The following is an 18,232-nucleotide window of genomic DNA, read 5'->3' as shown; positions in this document are numbered from 1 at the left end:
ATTTTATAGAGATATCAGAGCTTCTAAAAAAAAGCATCACATTTATTTCATTTTCCGCTAATGATTCTCATCTGTATGGCTGTATTATTAGCATCTTTACCTTAAAATCAAAATGTCTTAATATCCTAAGTTTTGTTCAATGTTTGAATTTGCATTAAGTTCATCTATATCAATAGGATAAACAAATAAGTTGTTTGGATAATTGAGTGTTTCAATTAAATTCTGATTAGAACCCAATACTTCTATATCTTGGCCAGTTCTCATAAGATCATCATATCTTAGACCCTCAAACATTAGTTCCTTTCTTCTTTCCAAAAGAATATCATCTTTTGAAACCGAAGTATAAGCTACAGCATTTCGATTAGCAGTGATTGAATTTAGTTGAGTTAATGCTTCGCTATCTCTACCTTTTTCTAAAAGGGCTTCAGCATAATTTAAAATAACTTCTTCATATCTGAAAAGAGATATGTTATCAGAACCCTGAGCTGTATCGGGATATTTCCCCATATTTCTTAACCTTGTTCCATTATCTTGATATCCTAAAATATCTCTTCTCACGTCATTTATTCCAAAAATATTTATTACATCTGACACGACTTCTACATCTCCATAACCTTCTGGAGCATCTCCAGGGAATCTATATATATAAGCTAAAGAATTTGATCCTGCATTATCAGCAGTACTAAACGCTAATTCAAATATTGAATTCTGTTGTTCCCCTGCAGCAAAGCTTGATACATAAGAATCAGCAGGTACAATACTATATAAATTTGAATTAATTACAGCCTCAGATGCGTCTATCGCTCTATCCCAATTTCCAAAATAAACTGCAACTCTACTTTCTAATGCTTTCGCGGTATATTTAGAAACCGTAGTTTTTGATGTATCGAAATCAGAATCCATCATATTAAATGCTGTTTCTAAATCTGAATAGATTGCGTTTCTAACTTCATCAACAGTATTTCTAGAAGGGGATAAGTTGTCACCTTTAAAAGTGGTAACTATTGGAACACCCAAATTCGTTGAAGGGTCACCATCGTGTTGTTGACCATAAACCCTTAGCAAATCAAAATGGCTTAAAGCTCTTAAAATCATTGCCTGACCTTGAACATGCATACCATAATCTAAATTTCCATCTAAAGATTCTACATCTGCATTGATGATTATGTTTGCATCCGCAATCGCGGCATAAGCATTATTCCATATAAAATCAGTTTGAGCATTATATGCAAACTCTGCCTGAGTTGAAAACCTTCCAGAATTACCATTAGAAAAGCAATTGTCAGACCTCACTTCATTAGTTGCTATAATATCTCTTCCGTAATACCCAGATCCTGTCATAGTATTATGAACTCCTTTCAATATGCTGTTTAAATTATCGACAGAAGTTATACTGCCTTCAACTGCTAAATTCTGAGATAGAGTTGGATTTAAATCCTCTGTAGAACAAGAAGAAAGAAATGCTATTTGAACTCCTACGAGAATTTTGAAAATATTTAAATATGTCTTTTTCATTTTTTTAAAATTTTAAAGTTAAACCAAAAGATACTGATTTAATCGGTGGAGTTTCCAATCCTGTTTCACCACCTAAATCTTGTTCAGGATCGTAAGCAAGATTATCATCTTTTACCCAAGTCGCTAAATTATTACCTCTTACAAATAATCTTAATCCATCAATACCAATATCTTTAAACTTGCTCTTAAAGTCATAACCAAAATTAACAGATCTTAATCTTAAGAAATCAGCTTCGTAAAGGTATTTAGAATGTCTTTGCCATGGTGTAAAGCTACTGGTGAATTTTCCATTTCTTGAGATATCACCTGGCTCTTGCCAACGGTCTAATAAAGAAGTTAATCCTTGGAAAGCAAATATAGGGAAACCATTTGTCGTATTGGTATATCTATGCCATCCTTCATAAATCTTGTGCCCTCCAGCATAATACCCTTGGACATCTAAGAAAAATCCCTTATAATCGATATGGAAATTTAAACCAGCTGTAATAGTTGGTACAGCATTATCACCTTGGAAAACAGCTTCAGCTTCATTGAAGTTGGTAGTCGTTTCACCGTCAACACCATTCACATAATATTCTTCTAAACCTGTTTCTGGATTAACTCCTGCCCATGTAGGCATGTACCATGCATTTACAGGATGTCCAGACTCTATTCTTGTTGTTGTAGTAGTAATAGTTCTTTCTTCTCCATTAGGTTTCAATGGTAATTTATTGATTTCATTTTCTACTGTAGAAATATTACCACTCAAGCTTATATTTAAATCTGCAGACCGAACAATAAATGCACTCAAATCTACTTCAAATCCTTTATTGTTTAATGCCCCTATGTTTCGAACTTGTGATGAGAAACCTGTTGTAAGTGAAAGAGGCACATTAAGCAATAAATCTTCTGAGCTTCTATCGAAATAGGCAAAACTACCTGAAAGTGCACCTTTAAATAAAACAAAGTCTAAACCAACATCTAATGTTTTTGAGGTTTCCCATGTTAAATCAGAATTACCGAATGTTCCAACTGATTGTGCGCCTTGTCCACCATAGTCTCCATTAAAAGAGAAGAGAGATTGATATTGATTTAATCCAATATTAGCATTACCAGTAACACCATAAGATCCTCTTAATTTTAATGCATCTACAAAACCTACTTCACTCATAAATGCCTCTTTGTTCATGTTCCATGCAGTACCAATAGACCAGAAATTACCCCATCTATTATCTTGAGAGAATCTTGAATTACCCTCTCTTCTGTAAGATAAATCCAATACATATTTACTATTAAAAGCTTTATAACTCAATAGTCCTAAATATGCTCCAACATACCAGTCATTAAAACTAGAATTAACACTTGTAGGTGTCCCAACGTTATTTAAATTTATCAACCCATCTGCTGCAAAATTCTCACCAGCACCACCAAGAAAATATCTTCTATTGGACTGATATTCCTGTAGAAGTTTTGCGTCAAAAACGTGATCTTCAGTTATTGAGAAATTATAGTCTAAATAATTCTGGAAAACATAAAATACATTATTTCTTGTATATTGTGAAGCATCTCCAGAGGTTGGAACCCCATAACCATAATTTCTGTTCGAGTAATTTTTACTGTTATAGATTTGGTAATCTACATTAAATGTACTACCAAAGTTTAAACCTTCAGCTAAATTCCATGTTATGCTATTATTTGTGACCAATCTAGTAAAGGCTTGTTCATAAACATTATCTCTCATGATAATTAACGGGTTAGGCAAAGAACCTCCAAACTCATTTAATTCTCCATCCTGGTTGTAAGGTTGTCTTAAAGGTGATAAGAAAAAAGGTGCAGTTCTAGGTCCCTCAAAATAAGCACTTCTTTCTAAGAATCCTTCCTGTAATGTATGTGCTACTGAATTACTTGAACTAAATTTAATTTTATCAGATAAGTCTTTTGTAAAATTTATAGCCCCATTGATTCTTTCAAATTCACTTCCAATCACCGTACTTTCTTGTTCCATGTATCCTAAAGAAGCATAAAAAGTGTGACCATCGCCACCTCCATTAGCTGAGAAGCTATGTTGTTGGATGACAGCATCTTTGTTTGTAACTGCCTCTTTCCAATTCCCTTCAGGTCTGCCATTAGTATCCCAAGAAGCATATGGTTCTCTAGATAACAAATAAGCTTCAGCATCTTCTTCAGAACCAAAAAATCCATCATTAAAATAAGCTTCTGAAGCTAATTCTAACCTGTTTGCTGCAGTTAATGGAGTTGGACCATCTACGGCATCATTTTGAAATCCGTAAGTGGAATTTACAGTAAATGTAGTTTTACCAGCCTTACCGCTTTTTGTGTTAATAAGAATTACACCATTAGAACCTCTAGCACCGTATTGTGCTGTTGCAGACGCATCTTTTAATACTGTAATAGATTCAATATTATTACTATCAAAAGCAGATAAAGTAGAAAAAGTTGAAGTTGCACCTGAGGCATTCACATTTCCATTGTTTACCGGCACCCCATCTATTACATATAAAGGTTCGTTACCTGCGGTAATAGAACTTATACCTCTTATTCTAATGCTTGATGTTGATCCAGGTGTACCGGATCCAGAAGAGACAGTTAAACCAGAAACATTACCCTGTAAAGCTTGATCTACAGTAGGTGTTACTATGTTTTGAAGTGTCTCAGACTCAACTTTAACAACTGAACCTGTAATGTCACTCCTTTTTTGAGAAGAATAACCTGTGATAACAACTTCATCTAATGCTTCTCCTATTTGAAGTTGAACATTAATTTCTGTTTTATCACCAACAGAAACAGTTTGAGTTTGAAAACCTACATACGAAAATGTAAGTTTGTCTGAACTGGTTGCTTGAATAGTGTAATCTCCATCAAAACCAGTTTGAGTCCCCGTGCTTTGTCCCTCTATCAAGACGTTCACCCCTGGAAGAGGTAATCCATCTGGATCTGTTACAACACCAGAAACAGTCTTTGTTTGTGCAAAACCAATTTGCAGTACGAACGCCAAGAATAGCGTCAAAATTCCATTTAACTTTGTTTTCATTGTTTATTTATTTGAATTAGCCGTTGCCAAAAATGAAAATATAAAGTTAATCTCGCAAGACTTATTGTATTTATTTTAATATAACAGCTGTTAAAACTTAACACTCAGGTAACATTTAGAATAAAAATCGTCAATTCTCGCGGGGGGTTTTAAAGGAATCCGCAATTTTGTTTTTGATTTAAAAAATATTAATTTCTTTAAAAGAATTCTTTTCTGACTCAATAGCTTCATCGTTTTATCACTGATCTCCTGTACAACTACCTATATTGGCAATACCATTTTAGGAGTAAGCCGGGTGTTTTTAAGTTGAATGAGTTCTTTTCATATAATCTTCAGTTTCAATTCCTGAATTTCTTGTTATTTTAAATTATTAGTCTCATAACTCAGGATATATCATATGCTTCCTGAAACAGAAAATAAGGGCTAATATCGATTAAGTTGCTTTTTGATATCGCTCTGTCCTTTTTTCAATTTATTACAAAAAAAAGCTGCTAGAGGTTATCTAGCAGCTAAAATTACCTTAAAATGATTTAAGTTTAATTCACATCCCAGAATACAGGGGTTTGTTGTGAATCTCCTCCAATTGCCTGTGAAGCAGCTTCATAATTTACTTCGTTCAGGTTTTGTTCATTAATCGGATACGTATACCTTAATGGTACAGGATTTCCAGTTGAACCAGGAAGGTTTAAGCTTGGTTCATCGTATTTTCTCCATACAGACCATCCTTCTAAAGGATTGTCATACATGGCTATCCAGAATTGTGTTCCTATCAACTCATCAGAATTTGCCGAATTGTAAACAACATCTGGTTTAGCCAAATACGCGTTTATAGCAGTTTGATCTTCAATACCAGCATAGTTCATAGACGCTGTAATAGCGTTGTTATAATGCGTGGTAGCATCTCCAAATACATTGTAATTTAATTCTGATGCTGTGGCTAAATGAAATGAAACCTCAGCAAAATCCATAAATATACCTGCATGTGTCGGGTCCAAAAAGCTCTCGCCCATGTGAGTAGAACCAGAGTATGGATTTTGAGCTCCATAAATACCACCAACGTAAACACCATCACCTAGATTCTGATCAAAATAATACATGCGTCTTGGGTCTTCCAAATCATTCATGATATCAACCAGTGTATTTGCTGCTACATAGTCAGAACGACCGCTTTGTACCAAGTCCTCCCATAATGGGTTAGTATTAGGGGGTGAGCTTTGGTAATGAAGAAGAGCATTATCCTCATTCCCGGTAAAAACGCCCTTGCTGGCAGCGTCTTCAGCTGCACTTTGAGATAAGCTTGGGTTGCTGTCTGAGATTCTCATAGCCAGCCTCAGTTGCAATGAATTATTGAACTTTGACCACTTGCTCATATCACCAGAAAATAGTACGTCTGGTCCGGCAAAACCCTGTCCGGAGCTTAGTAATGCACTGGCGGCCTGCAATCTTTCGATTAGATTTTGATAAATAGCAGCATCATCTTCATAAGCTGGAAGGGTAATGGTTTCAGCCTGAAGAGCTTCGTTATAAGGAATATCTCCAAAGGTATCTACCAGTACCTGCCAGGCGTAAACCTGTAGCACTTCAATTTGACCCAATCTAGCGTCTTTCTGACCTTGAGAAAGATCGTCGCTCTCATTGATGTAATCTTTTGCATCATCCAAGTCTAATAATACATCTCTGTAAATTTCAGACCATTGGGATTGCGGAATGTTACGATTTGTCAAATCATAGTTTGGCTCATCAACATAGGTTGTAGCCGTAAGGTATTGACTTATAAATCTAAATACATTAATATTTACATTTGGGCTTGCCAAAAAGTCCCCTAAGCTTACCGTCGCAGAAGTGAATAAGAAATCTTCAGAAACTTCTGTCGGATTTTTAGGGTCTTGGTTGAGTCTCTCGTAGTTTTCATCGCTTGCGCAAGAAAATAAAAGACTAACCGTTAAAAAGGTTATTATATATTTTTTCATTTCTATTTATGTTTAAAAATTAAACTTAAGGTTTACTCCATATTGCTTCATTGCTGGGTAGGCTCCAGATTGGTAACCTTGAACGTTACCAGAACTCAATCCAGCTTCAGGATCAGAATATGGCATATTCTTATCTATAATCCATAAGTTTCTACCGATAATTGAGAAAGAAGCACTTGTAAATGGTAATTTCTCTAAAGCTTTTGCGCTTAAGTCATAAGTTAAATTCAACTCTCTTAACTTGATGTAAGACGCATCATAAACGTGTCCTTTATTGGCGTCACGTGCATAACCATAAGGATTGCTGTAGCGGTCAAAAGGAACTCTTGTAGTGTTTTGAGATCCATCAGCATTCACTCCTGGAAGGATAATACCTCCACTGTCAGCTCCTCCTGTTAGAGGTGCTCTCATTTCATTACCTAGATCATTGGTACCTGCTGTTCTGTCATAGATACCAGTTGCAAAACCATACCAGGTATCAAGTGAAAATATATCTCCACCTTCCTGAATATCTATTAAAAAGCTTAATCTGAAATTTTTATAAGTAAACGTGTTGGTTATACCTGCATTCCAGTCTGGCTGAATGTTACCAATAATGTTATTATTAGACGATGTGGTTTCATAGTAACCACTGCTGTTTACAATTTTATTTCCAGCATCATCGTATTCATAATCAGACCCTCTTATAGCTCCATAAGGTTGTCCTGGCGACGCATTTATGGAAACACCCCCCTGAAGACTTGCTAACTGTAAGTTGTCAATACCATCAGTAAGGCTTATAACCTGGTTGCGGTTTCTAGACCAGTTAACGGATACATTCCATTTGAAATCTTTTAGTTTTACCGGAGCACCACTTACCAAGACTTCAAAACCTTTGTTTTCAATCTCACCTGCATTCAGTAATTTTCTTGTATATCCCGTTGCATTCGAAACTGGTACCGGAGTAATCTGGTCTTCAGTTCTGGTTCTGTAGTAAGAAAGGTCCAGATTAAGTCTATTGTCCAGCATGCTTGCTTCTAAACCAACTTCATAAGACTTTGAGGTTTCAGGTTTAAGTTCAAGATTGTTTAATGTACTGTTTAAACTTGCGACACCCTGACCATTAAATGGTGTTGAAATCACGTAGGTGTTGAAAACATCATAAGGGTCTGTACCACTACCAACCTGAGCGTAATTAGCTCTGAATTTGGCAAAGTTCAACCAATCCTGATCTAAGATGTTCGAAAGTAATACACTGGTTGAAATGGATGGGTACACATAAGTGTTTTCTTCTTTAGGTAAAGTTGATGAGCGGTCTCTACGAATAGTAGCTTCTAAATAATAAGTATTTAGGTAGCCTAAACTTGCTCGAGCAAATAATCCGTCAACCATCTGGTCTGCTTCATATTCTGCTGGCGGAACAAGTGGATCCTTACTATTGCTTAACGCATAAAATCCTGGTGCATTAAGACCTCCATTGGTGGAAGCTCTTATAAAAGTTTGCTCATTTCGTCTTAAGTTAAACCCTAAGTTACCGTCAAGGTTAAGATCATCGCTTAGGTTCTTGTTGAAGTTCAGGATCAGGTCATAGTTATATTCAGCGACTCTGTTATCAAATCTAGAGTATCTGGATACACCTACCGATCCAACGTTTTTACGTTCTTCCTGTAGTTCACTGTAAGTATCAAAGGTGAAACGTCCTAATACGCTAAACACGTCATTGATTTGGTAATTCAAATTGATATTACCAAAATAGCGATTACGCGTGTCTGTTTGAAAATTCTCATATCTTGTAAAATATGGATTGTCAAAATAAATAGGGGTTCGGTTATCAGGACCATTAGCGTTCCAGGTGATGTTTCTGCCTGTTTCAAAATAGGCATCACGTTGTTGATATAAATCAACATTCATTTGATACCACTGTCTAAAAGACTGCATAACGTTCAAGTCATCATAACCTGTTCCGTATCTACCAAGTCCATCAGTTTTAATGAAATTTACATTAGAAGCAACTTTAAAATTCTCTGTCAAGTCGTGAGAGCTAGAAAACTTTATGTTGTTTCTCTTTATTTCACTATTTGGTAAAGCTCCTTTCTGCAATAAGTTTGTGAAGGCAACTCTGTACGTACTTTTATCGGTTCCACCGTCTAAAGAGACAGAGTTAATCAAAGTATGACCAGTTTCCCAAATATCGTTTGGAGTATGCTCGCCAGCTGTCCAGGGAGAAGCTTGCTGGTAAGTATCCAATTCTGGATAGATAGAATTCCATTGGTAAATCATACGTTTTGGATCGAAGGCAGCACCAAAAGAGGCGTCTTCTGTAAATGGGGTAGTCTCATCCAATGTTCCGTCACCGTTAATGTCGCTAAGGTTGAAATAACCATCGCTAGATTGATAATACGGACCGTAACCAGCACCATATTTGCGCTGATATGTAGGTAATGTTTTTTCATCAGCGTTTGAAAACATAACTGAAGATCTAACGCTTACGCCAATACCTTTATTTTTTTCACCTCTTTTGGTTTCGATGATAATGACACCATTGGCAGCACGTTCACCGTAAAGGGCTGTTGCAGCTGCACCACGCAGAACATTGATACTCTTGATATCATCCGGATTTATATCTGCAGCGGCGTTACCATAATCATATCCACCTCTACCAGCTTTCTGTCCAGAAGTATTTGAGTTTTGGTTGATAATAGGTGTGCCATCCACCACAAATAATGCCTGGTTGCTACCTGTTAAAGAAGCATTACCTCTAATAACCACGTTGGTAGAACCACCCATAGTACCGGAAGACTTCACTTTAAGTCCCGCGACTTTACCAGATAAAGCATTGGTAAAGTTTTGAGTGGCAACATCAGAAACCTCATCTCCGCCAACTTCCTGTGTGGCATAACCTAAGGATTTCTTTTCTCTCTTAATACCTAAAGCCGTAACAACAACTTCGTCTAGTTGACCCGTTGCAGGTTCTAAAGTGATATCAATTGAGCTCTGATTGTTTACGGGAACTTTCTGTTCTTTCATTCCCAAATAAGAAAAAACTAAAACGGCATCATCACCCACTTGAAGAGAAAATTCTCCATCAAAGTTGGTTTGGGTACCATTTGCAGTTCCTTCCTCAATTACGTTTACTCCGGGTAAGGGTAAACCACTGTTGTCTACAACAGTTCCTGTCACTTCTTGATTCTGCGCTAGTCCCACGTGTGAGATTAAAGCAAACATGAATAAAAAGATCCAATTTACATTTTGTTTCATTTGTTAGTTTTTTTATTAGAATTAGCCACGTCGGAACTAATAGTAATTAAACTTGTTAACAAATGCATAACGTTAAATTTACATAATTTAGTAAATCACAGTTAGATTTTTCAATTATTGCTTTGATTTGCAGTGCAATAAAATATTCAAAAATTATCTAAAAACAGACCAATCCAGTTTTAAGGAAAAAACATTGGAGTAGAGGGCAAGGCTTTGGTCACCAATATCGGTAAGGGCATAATCAATTTGAATTCCTTATAGATATAAAAAAAAGCTACCCTATTTAGAGTAGCTTTTAAGCAAGTGACTAATTCAAATAACATTAATTCTGATCACTTGAACTTAAATTTGGATTAGCGTTGATTTCAGCTTGTGGAATTTTAAATATCCAGTCATCGTTTATAGATGGTCTGTCGATTTGATAGGCTTGCTGATAAAGAACTTGAGAAGCACCAGATCCACCATCTGCAGCATGATCGATTTCTTCATCCCAACGGATTTTGTCGGTATATCCAAAACCTTCGCCCCAAAGTTCTAATCTTCTTTGGAATTTGATTTCTTCCATTAAAGATTCTTTAGTGTTGAATACAGATACGTCAAAGGCACTATCTCTTTCGTTGACTAGTGTTTCAAGTGCGATCTGTGCGTTAGGAACATCATCCATCATCGCTAATGCTTCAGCCTCAATGAGGTACATTTCAGAAGAACGCATGTAAATCACATCATCTGGGTCTATAGTCCCAGGATTAGCATTTTTGAGTTTAAAATGCATGTATGGATGTTGGTTAAAGCTATTTGTAATGCCATATTCTTCATTGATTTCAGCTCTACGGGCATTAAAGGCTGCCTCATCAGTGTAGTTAGGATCATTTCCAAACCCACCTTCTCCATTCGCAGCAGACGTGTTGGTGTTTGGAGCATCCACTATAAAGACTTTTCCTCTGTAATCTGTCTCTGGTATAGCGTCCACCAGTCTACGGTCAGCAATCTTAGGGTTATTTCTAATCTGGCTTCCGTTGAATGTGTTACTAGCTAAATAAAAGTATGATCTAAAAAATGTTGTTTCTGCTTCGATGACATGACTTCCCCAAATTACTTCAGAGAGTTCATTACTATTAAAACCGGAAAGCCAGTCTGCTTCATTCATTATTGGATAATCTTGTCTAGCAGCAACTGCAGATGCCGCAGCAGTTTCCCAGTCACCTTTAGAAAGAGCCCATCTTGCTCTTAATCCATAAGCTACATCAATATTCAATTGAGATTTTGCAGCAGCCCCAGATCCAGATCTTCCTGAACCGTTTTCAAAAGCTGTTATAGCATCGGTTAAATCACTACCAATCTGGTCATATATATCCTGAACACTTGATCTTGGTTGACTTGTGAACGGAGATTCTGAAGAGAATAATAAGGGTACACCCGGATCTGTTTCTGGATTTCCAATTAAATATCCCTTAGCATAGTGCTGAACCAATGATAAATATGCATAAGCTCTGTATGTGTAGGCTTGTCCTAAAATTTCATTCAGTCGTGCAGTTTCAGTAAAGCCACTTTCTTCAATTCCTTTAATCAAAAGATTAGAGTGAAGTATAATGTTATACCTATGATACCATAATAATTCAGTTGTTAAAGAGGTTTGAATTGTGTGATCATTCCATTGCGCATTGGTTCGCCATCCGAGATTATTTGCATTTGCAGAATGAATAAGAGTCCCAGCCAGATTGTCGCCCATTGGAACCCAGTAGTGATTGTTCGCTCTAGCTGTGTTCCCCCCTGGAAATACAGTCTGTGATTGAGAATATAAGCCTCTATGTACACCATTAAGCACAAGTTGCATATTTTCTACACTTGCAAGGGCATCGTCAGCCGATATAGCATCAGTTGGAGTTCTTTCTAAAAACTCATCTTCGCATGATAATACTGGAAAAATTAAAGCTGCCAGTAGTATAAGTTTTATTTTATTTATCATATCTATAATTTTTATAATGAAATATTTAATCCAAGAGATATAATTCTCGGAGCAAAAAAGTTGTTAGCTGGAGAAGTTCCTGCTAAATTGAACTGAGGATCAAGACCATCTCTTTTACTCTTGAAATAAAGATTTTCTCCTGTTAAGTTTAAAGTCAAATTATCTAGGCCTAACTTTTCTGTCATGGTGCTGTTGAATCTATAGCTAAGATTAGCATTTCTCAAATTAATATAAGAACCATCTGTTATAAAACGATCAGATTGAGTTTGAACTAAGAGGACATTTCCATTTTCTAGTCGTGGAACATCTGTGATGTCTCCAGGCTGTCTCCAGGCATTCAAAATATCTGGATGAGATGAAGATCCATAAGCACCTGCGTGCATCAAGTTAGCATAGCCATTATCTAAAACACTTCCACCGATACCATAAGTGATTAATAGATCTAGCGTAAACCCTTTGTAGCTGATTGTATTTGCAACAGATCCTATAAAATCTGGAACTGAAGAATCTCCGGTATATGCTCTTTCGGTTTCCGTCCAGTCGTTGGTCGTTAGTTGATTTCCATTGGCATCTAAGACTGGAATACTCTCATTATTTGCATCAAGTTCGTATTGTAAGTATAACTGGTCTCCAGTAGCTGGATCAACTCCTGCAGTTCTAAAAAGAAAGAAATCAAACCTTGATACTCCTTCGGCCCATCGTTTACTACCGTTTATAAATGGATCTGGTAGGCTGGTAATTTCATTTTTAAGTGTTGAGCCTAATAAAGTTAAATCCCATTTAAGTTCGTCAGTGTTAATCATATGTCCAGTTAGTCCTATTTCCCATCCAGAGTTATACATATCTCCTGCATTTACAGGAACAACATTTAATCCATTACTTGGAGCAATAGGAAGGTTGTAAAGTAAGTCTGTAGAATTTCTTCTGTAGTATTCAACCGAACCATCTAAGAAGTTATTGAATAAACCAAACTCTAAAGCTACATCATAACTTTCTGTGGTTTCCCATAATAAATCTGAGTTACCAATATCTGTAAATAAAATTGCTGGATTTGCTGCATTAGAAGTAATATTAAATCTTGCTTGGGATAGGTAACTATCATTTAAATCATCATTACCAACTTCACCATAAGACCCTCTGATTTTTAATCTATCTATCCAATCTATGTTTTGAATAAATTCTTCCTGATCCATTCTCCAGGAGGCTCCAACTGAGTAAAATGTACCCCATCTGTTTTCAGATTGGAAAACCGATGAACCGTCTGTTCTTACTGAAGCGCTTAAGTAATATTTGTCGTTGAAGTTATAATTTCCTCTAAAGAAATAACTTTCTAAAGATCTGTCAAAAGTAGCACCATCTAAGTCTACAATATTTGAAAAGTTAGCAAATTCAAATATTCCACTTGCAGCCTGAATCGTTGCCAATCCATCTAAATCACTTATAGATGTTTCGTAACTTTCGTGACCGGCTGTCAAATCTAAATTATGATAACCAAAACTTTTTTGATAAGTAAGAATTTGGTTAAAAGTTTCTGTATCACGTCTTGCTCTTCTTTGTCCTAAACGTCCTACTGGCTGAGCATCTCCGATAATTGGGTTTTCATACTCACTTGAAAAGAAGTCAGTCAAATCTCTACCATAATTAAGTTTCAAACTCAATCCGTCTATGATTTCGTATTCACCAAACAATCTAAAACCATACGTATTGTTTTGCTGAAGCTCACGATTTAAAATTAATTCTTGAATAGCATGTCTTCCTTGGTTTATTGGTCGAGATCCGATACCAAAGTCTGGAAAGCCTTCTCCGCTATCCCATAAAGGTGCACCTTCTTCATCTAAAACGATGTTCCCATCTCTATCATTTACAAAAACAGGATAAATTGAACCAATGCCCTGAGCAAAACCAAATGGATTAACAATACTTCCTGTACCAGCAGAACTTGGAGCTCTAGATTCAGTTAAAGAAAGGTTGGTACTACCGCCTACTTTAATTTTATCATTAACCTGAAAATCAGCATTCAATCTTGCAGTGAATCTGTCAAAACCAGAAGTGATCACATAGCTGTCTTCATCTAAATATGAAGCTGAGAAAAATACGGAGTGATCTTCTCCACCACCAGATACATTAACATTGTAGTTTTGTCTTTGTCCAGTTCGCTCTAGTTCTTCGAACCAATCTAAGCTTTTATAAATCACCTGAGCATTAGGATTTAGCCTACCATCAGTTCCCACAATTTGGTCGTTGGCCACATTGAAGGGATTGTAACCTAATTGGTTGAAGATATTTGCACTTGCAAAAGCTGGATCCCCTCCACCTGCACTGGAGTTTCTCAAAGCTTCCCACATCGTTTCATAATATTGTCCTGGAGTCACTTGGTCGTATAATGGTCTTCCCCTGTTAATGATACTTGATTGAGCAGAAGCACTAACTTTTATAGCTCCTTTAGTACCAGATTTAGTGGTAATAATGACTACACCATTTGCAGCCCTGGATCCATAAATGGATGTGGATGCGGCATCCTTAAGAATGGTGAAAGAGGCAATATCTTCCTGGTTTAAGGTGTTTAAAGGTGCATTGTATTGTACACCATCTACAATATATAAAGGTTCTGTATCACCATTAAGTGTTCCTACACCCCTAATAACAATGCCTGGGGAATCACCTGGGCCAGTAGGTGTAGTGAATTGAACACCCGTAGCTCTACCCTCAATAGCTTCAATAGGAGATGTTACGTTCCTTGTTTCTAATTGTTTTGAAGAAATGACACTTGCAGATCCTGTAAATGATTCTTTTGATGCAGTACCATAGGCAACAACAAAAACTTCATCTAAAGATTCTCCAGTTTCAAGCTGAATGTTAATTTCTGTCCTATCACCCACACGTACAGTTTGAGTCTGAAATCCAACATAGGAAAAAACTAACTGTTGATTATTACTGGCTTCAATAGAGTAATTTCCATCAAAATCAGTTTGAGTTCCACTTGAAGAGTCTTTAATTAATACATTAACTCCTGGAAGTGGCATTCCAGAATCATCTGTAACTGTACCCGTTACAGTCTTTGTTTGCGCAAAGGCAATTTGCACTACCAACACTATAAATAGTGTTAAAAAGCCATTTAATTTTCTTTTCATTTTATATTTATTTGAATTAGCCAACGCCAAAAGTGTAAAAATAAAGTTAAACCCGCAAGAAAATATTTCTTTATTTAGAATTTAAGTTTTGATAGGATCACGATATTGCAACCATAATTATTTGAAGATAGTGCAGTAAATTTATGCTTATGGCTGCTCTTTAGAAATGGTAAACTGTATTGGTTAAAGCAGTGCTGGAGTAATTTTAACCTGAGCTTACTGTGTAGGGTGTTTTGGAGTTTGCAATTTAGAATTCCTGACTTAGCAGAGAATTGTCAGCTTAATAACGGATACAATCCTAAAACGCAATTATCTTAACTAAAAAAAAGAAGTGAAACTGATGTGAATCTTGGAGTTGGAAAATGTTGTATTTTGATTATTGGAGACTGAATTGGCCAGGATTAATCTAAAAATACCAGCATTAGACCTTAAGCCCAATCCAATGCCATAACCTAAATTATTTTCGTTGATGTCATCTAATTTATTTTTATAGTTGCCAAGATCCAGGATGGTATTGGCAAATAAATTCGCATCCAAAAGGTATCTGTATTCCGTTTGAAGAACTGTGAAGCGGTTGGCGATAAGCGAGTTTTCTGCAAAGCCACGAATGGAATTTACGCCGCCAAATCGAAATAATTTGTTACTGACGAATGAATCAGAAATTCTATTGTTTCTGTCTTAGAAAACCTCAAAAGGTGAAGCGTGCTTTCAATGACCCCACTTTTTTATTTATTAGCTGGTATATTCAAAAAAAAACCACCTCAGTATGGAGGTGGCTTTATAGTAATCAACTTAACTATTAGTTGTTATAATTTTTTTTACTGATAGTTTCTATTGCAATAGTTGATAAGTTCTATTCCTGCTGGTGGGTTAGGACCGGCATCTATAATGGTATTACCATTTGAAGCCGTGATTTGAAATGTCACTTCACTATCATAGCTTCCTGCACTGTACACAATCGAAATAGTGCCAGCAGAAGTGGGTACGTCAAACGTCTGTGTAAGTGTAGAGCCGCTTTCCATAGTGTAAGAGGTTTCATTTCCATCTATGGATACGATGAGTTCACCACCATTCCATCCATCTCCCCAGGAATCCTGCATTTCAATAGTCCAGGTTCCGGATGCCGGAGTATCCGCTGGACACACAAAATTCACATTGTACTGGAATGGTGAGCGGTAAAAAGCACCACCAGAAACAACGTTATTCACATTGTCGCTGGTAAACACTCTTCCATCGTTCATGACCAGGGCCAGCCTTACATTAATTCGGTCTCCACCAGTATAGTCAGTGCCAGTCAAGCCAAAAAAGCTATTGAATTCGTCGCCAGTGAATTGAAAATTAAATACAGGATAGTCACCACTACTATCTAATGCGCTGGCAGGAACCGTTGTAAATAACTCTTCATCTATAGAGTTATTCGCAGGATCGTCACTTTCGGTCTGATTATCCACAAAAGACATATAGACATCTATTCTGTCCACATCTTGCCCTCTTTGATCGATTACCTGCGCTGAGATGGTTACTAAACTTTCTCCACCAACGTTGAATTCTAAGCTGGTCTGTTCAGGAATTGTTTTTAAAGCAGTTCCTCTTGTTGTACCGTCAAAAACCTCATCTATGGTTTTTTCCGTATCACTACACCCTATTATTAAAACTAAGGTTGCAATAAAACTTATTTTGTTTATAAGTGTTTTCATTTTTTTATGTTTTAATTATTTACTGGAAAACCACTAATTGGATTATCATCCCAAAAAACTCTCACTGTTAAGTCGTCCTTTTGAGAAACATTTGGATTTGCCGTAACTTCACCTGCAGGATACCACATTGACCTTGGGAATGCTCCTGGATTAGGTTCAATATTAGGCTGTATATCTCTAGGAGCTCCTGTTCTTCTGTAGAAATTGTAAGCATCGGTTCCATTTCCAATTAAGGAAATAAGGAATTGCTCACCTAAAACATCCAAGCGCTCTTCTCTGTCAGCAGAACTATTAAATTCAGTTATAACAGATGACACATAATCAACATCATCAGATTCATCTGGTATGGTAGATTCATCAAAATCCTGAGCACTTCTACCAGAAAATGTTCTTACATAATCAATATGCTTGTTTATTGCACTTTCCAGAAATTGATCTGCAGATCCTGCACCACCATATAAAGCAGCCTCAGCTCTCCAAAAGTCAACAGTAGATGCCAGAATTATTGGTGTAACACCATAACCTTCTGCGCCATAGTTGTTGCCATTGATGTTTTCGAAACTACTGTCGTCAAAGCGACCTCCTGCTGGATAAATACCAAAGGCAGTTCTTAAGAATCCATCTGGTGGAATACCTTCATTACTTCCGTGATCTCTTCCCCAGTACCCTCTATCGTTATCTGGATAACAGTATAAAATATCATTATTGTCATAATGAGGAGGAATAGTTTGTATGACACATCTTTTCTCCTCTCCAGTGTCTGGGTTTACATTAGATAATACATCACCTACCTGTCTGTAAAAATAATATCTGATTCTAGGATCTTCAATGCTTTGTCCGTTTAACATTCTGTCCATTAGCCAGTTTGACATATACCAGGTGGCAGGTCCTCCAGGAGCATATTGTGCATTGTATAATGGATGTCTTGAGTTTGGATTATCCAGAGTACTTCCCCAGTTGAATACAAAATCTTCACCCTCTTGGATATAATTTCCAGTGGTGGCAATAGCGTCAAAACTATCAATGGCAGATGGATTGACCAGTCTTTGCTGGATATAGATTTTCATCTTAAGCGTGTTGGCTAGCTTTACCCATTTGCCGTAATCATTGTCGTAGTAAAAATCATTGGCTAAATCAACAGTCGTATCTTGTTGAAACTTTACAATAGCATCATCCAGTAAATCTAAGGCGGCTTGATATACAGCACTACCCTCGTCTACTTGTGGTGTTAAATTAGAGGTGTCCAAAGCTTCAGAGTAAGGGATACTTCCAAAATAATCTACAAGCGTTACAATAAGGTATGCTTCAATGACCTCACCTACAGCTCTGTGCTTTTCAAATTCACCATCAAGGCCTTCTATTTGAGCGTTCATAGCTCGGATATCGTTCATGATATCTGCATAAGCCTGATTCCAAACACCATCGAAGGTTGCTGGACTAAATACATTCTGGTAATTGACCCCAAACATATTTCGAATTCTTGTAAATCTTGAGCCATAAGATCCTATCGTATTTGTAAAGGATCCTGTCCTTACAAGGATGGCGTTCATCGTTAAGTTAATGTCAGCTTGACTCGGACTTAACGCATTTGGGTTATCTTTTTTATCTAATTCTACTGTTTCACAAGAGTGAAGCGTCAAAAGACCTACAGCTAAAATTATAAAATATTTTATGTTTTTCATTTT

The 18,232-nt window shown here is 36.6% G+C and carries 9 protein-coding genes; all 9 read right to left on the bottom strand.

Features of this window, described 5'->3' with window-relative positions; genetic code table 11:
- Window positions 1-117: 117 nt before the first annotated feature.
- Window positions 118-1,515, bottom strand: a complete 1,398-nt coding sequence (locus LB450_RS09040) for a RagB/SusD family nutrient uptake outer membrane protein (protein ID WP_224487591.1) — start codon at window positions 1,513-1,515, stop codon at window positions 118-120.
- A gap of 4 nt (window positions 1,516-1,519) precedes the next feature.
- Window positions 1,520-4,546 (bottom strand): SusC/RagA family TonB-linked outer membrane protein, encoded by a 3,027-nt coding sequence (locus tag LB450_RS09035; protein WP_224487590.1) that lies wholly within the window; start codon window positions 4,544-4,546, stop codon window positions 1,520-1,522.
- A 536-nt stretch (window positions 4,547-5,082) separates the two neighbouring features.
- Entirely contained in the window at window positions 5,083-6,516 is a 1,434-nt protein-coding gene (locus LB450_RS09030) for a SusD/RagB family nutrient-binding outer membrane lipoprotein (RefSeq protein WP_224487589.1), read from the bottom strand.
- Between the two features lie 12 nt (window positions 6,517-6,528).
- Window positions 6,529-9,753 (bottom strand): SusC/RagA family TonB-linked outer membrane protein, encoded by a 3,225-nt coding sequence (locus tag LB450_RS09025; RefSeq protein ID WP_224487588.1) that lies wholly within the window; start codon window positions 9,751-9,753, stop codon window positions 6,529-6,531.
- A gap of 322 nt (window positions 9,754-10,075) precedes the next feature.
- Complete coding sequence (locus LB450_RS09020) at window positions 10,076-11,719, bottom strand: RagB/SusD family nutrient uptake outer membrane protein (protein WP_224487587.1); 1,644 nt, start codon at window positions 11,717-11,719, stop codon at window positions 10,076-10,078.
- Between the two features lie 11 nt (window positions 11,720-11,730).
- Window positions 11,731-14,850: a SusC/RagA family TonB-linked outer membrane protein gene (locus tag LB450_RS09015; protein ID WP_224487586.1), complete on the bottom strand. Its 3,120-nt coding sequence runs from the start codon at window positions 14,848-14,850 to the stop codon at window positions 11,731-11,733.
- A 318-nt stretch (window positions 14,851-15,168) separates the two neighbouring features.
- Entirely contained in the window at window positions 15,169-15,513 is a 345-nt protein-coding gene (locus LB450_RS09010) for a BamA/TamA family outer membrane protein (protein ID WP_224487895.1), read from the bottom strand.
- Between the two features lie 155 nt (window positions 15,514-15,668).
- Entirely contained in the window at window positions 15,669-16,547 is an 879-nt protein-coding gene (locus tag LB450_RS09005; RefSeq protein WP_224487585.1) for a hypothetical protein, read from the bottom strand.
- Window positions 16,548-16,558: 11 nt separating this feature from the next.
- Window positions 16,559-18,229 (bottom strand): SusD/RagB family nutrient-binding outer membrane lipoprotein, encoded by a 1,671-nt coding sequence (locus tag LB450_RS09000; RefSeq protein ID WP_224487584.1) that lies wholly within the window; start codon window positions 18,227-18,229, stop codon window positions 16,559-16,561.
- Window positions 18,230-18,232: the final 3 nt, after the last annotated feature.

Origin of the sequence: Psychroflexus curvus, from assembly GCF_020164585.1 — a bacterium.
GTDB lineage: Bacteria > Bacteroidota > Bacteroidia > Flavobacteriales > Flavobacteriaceae > Psychroflexus > Psychroflexus curvus.
This window is presented reverse-complemented; position numbering and strand designations above follow the sequence as displayed.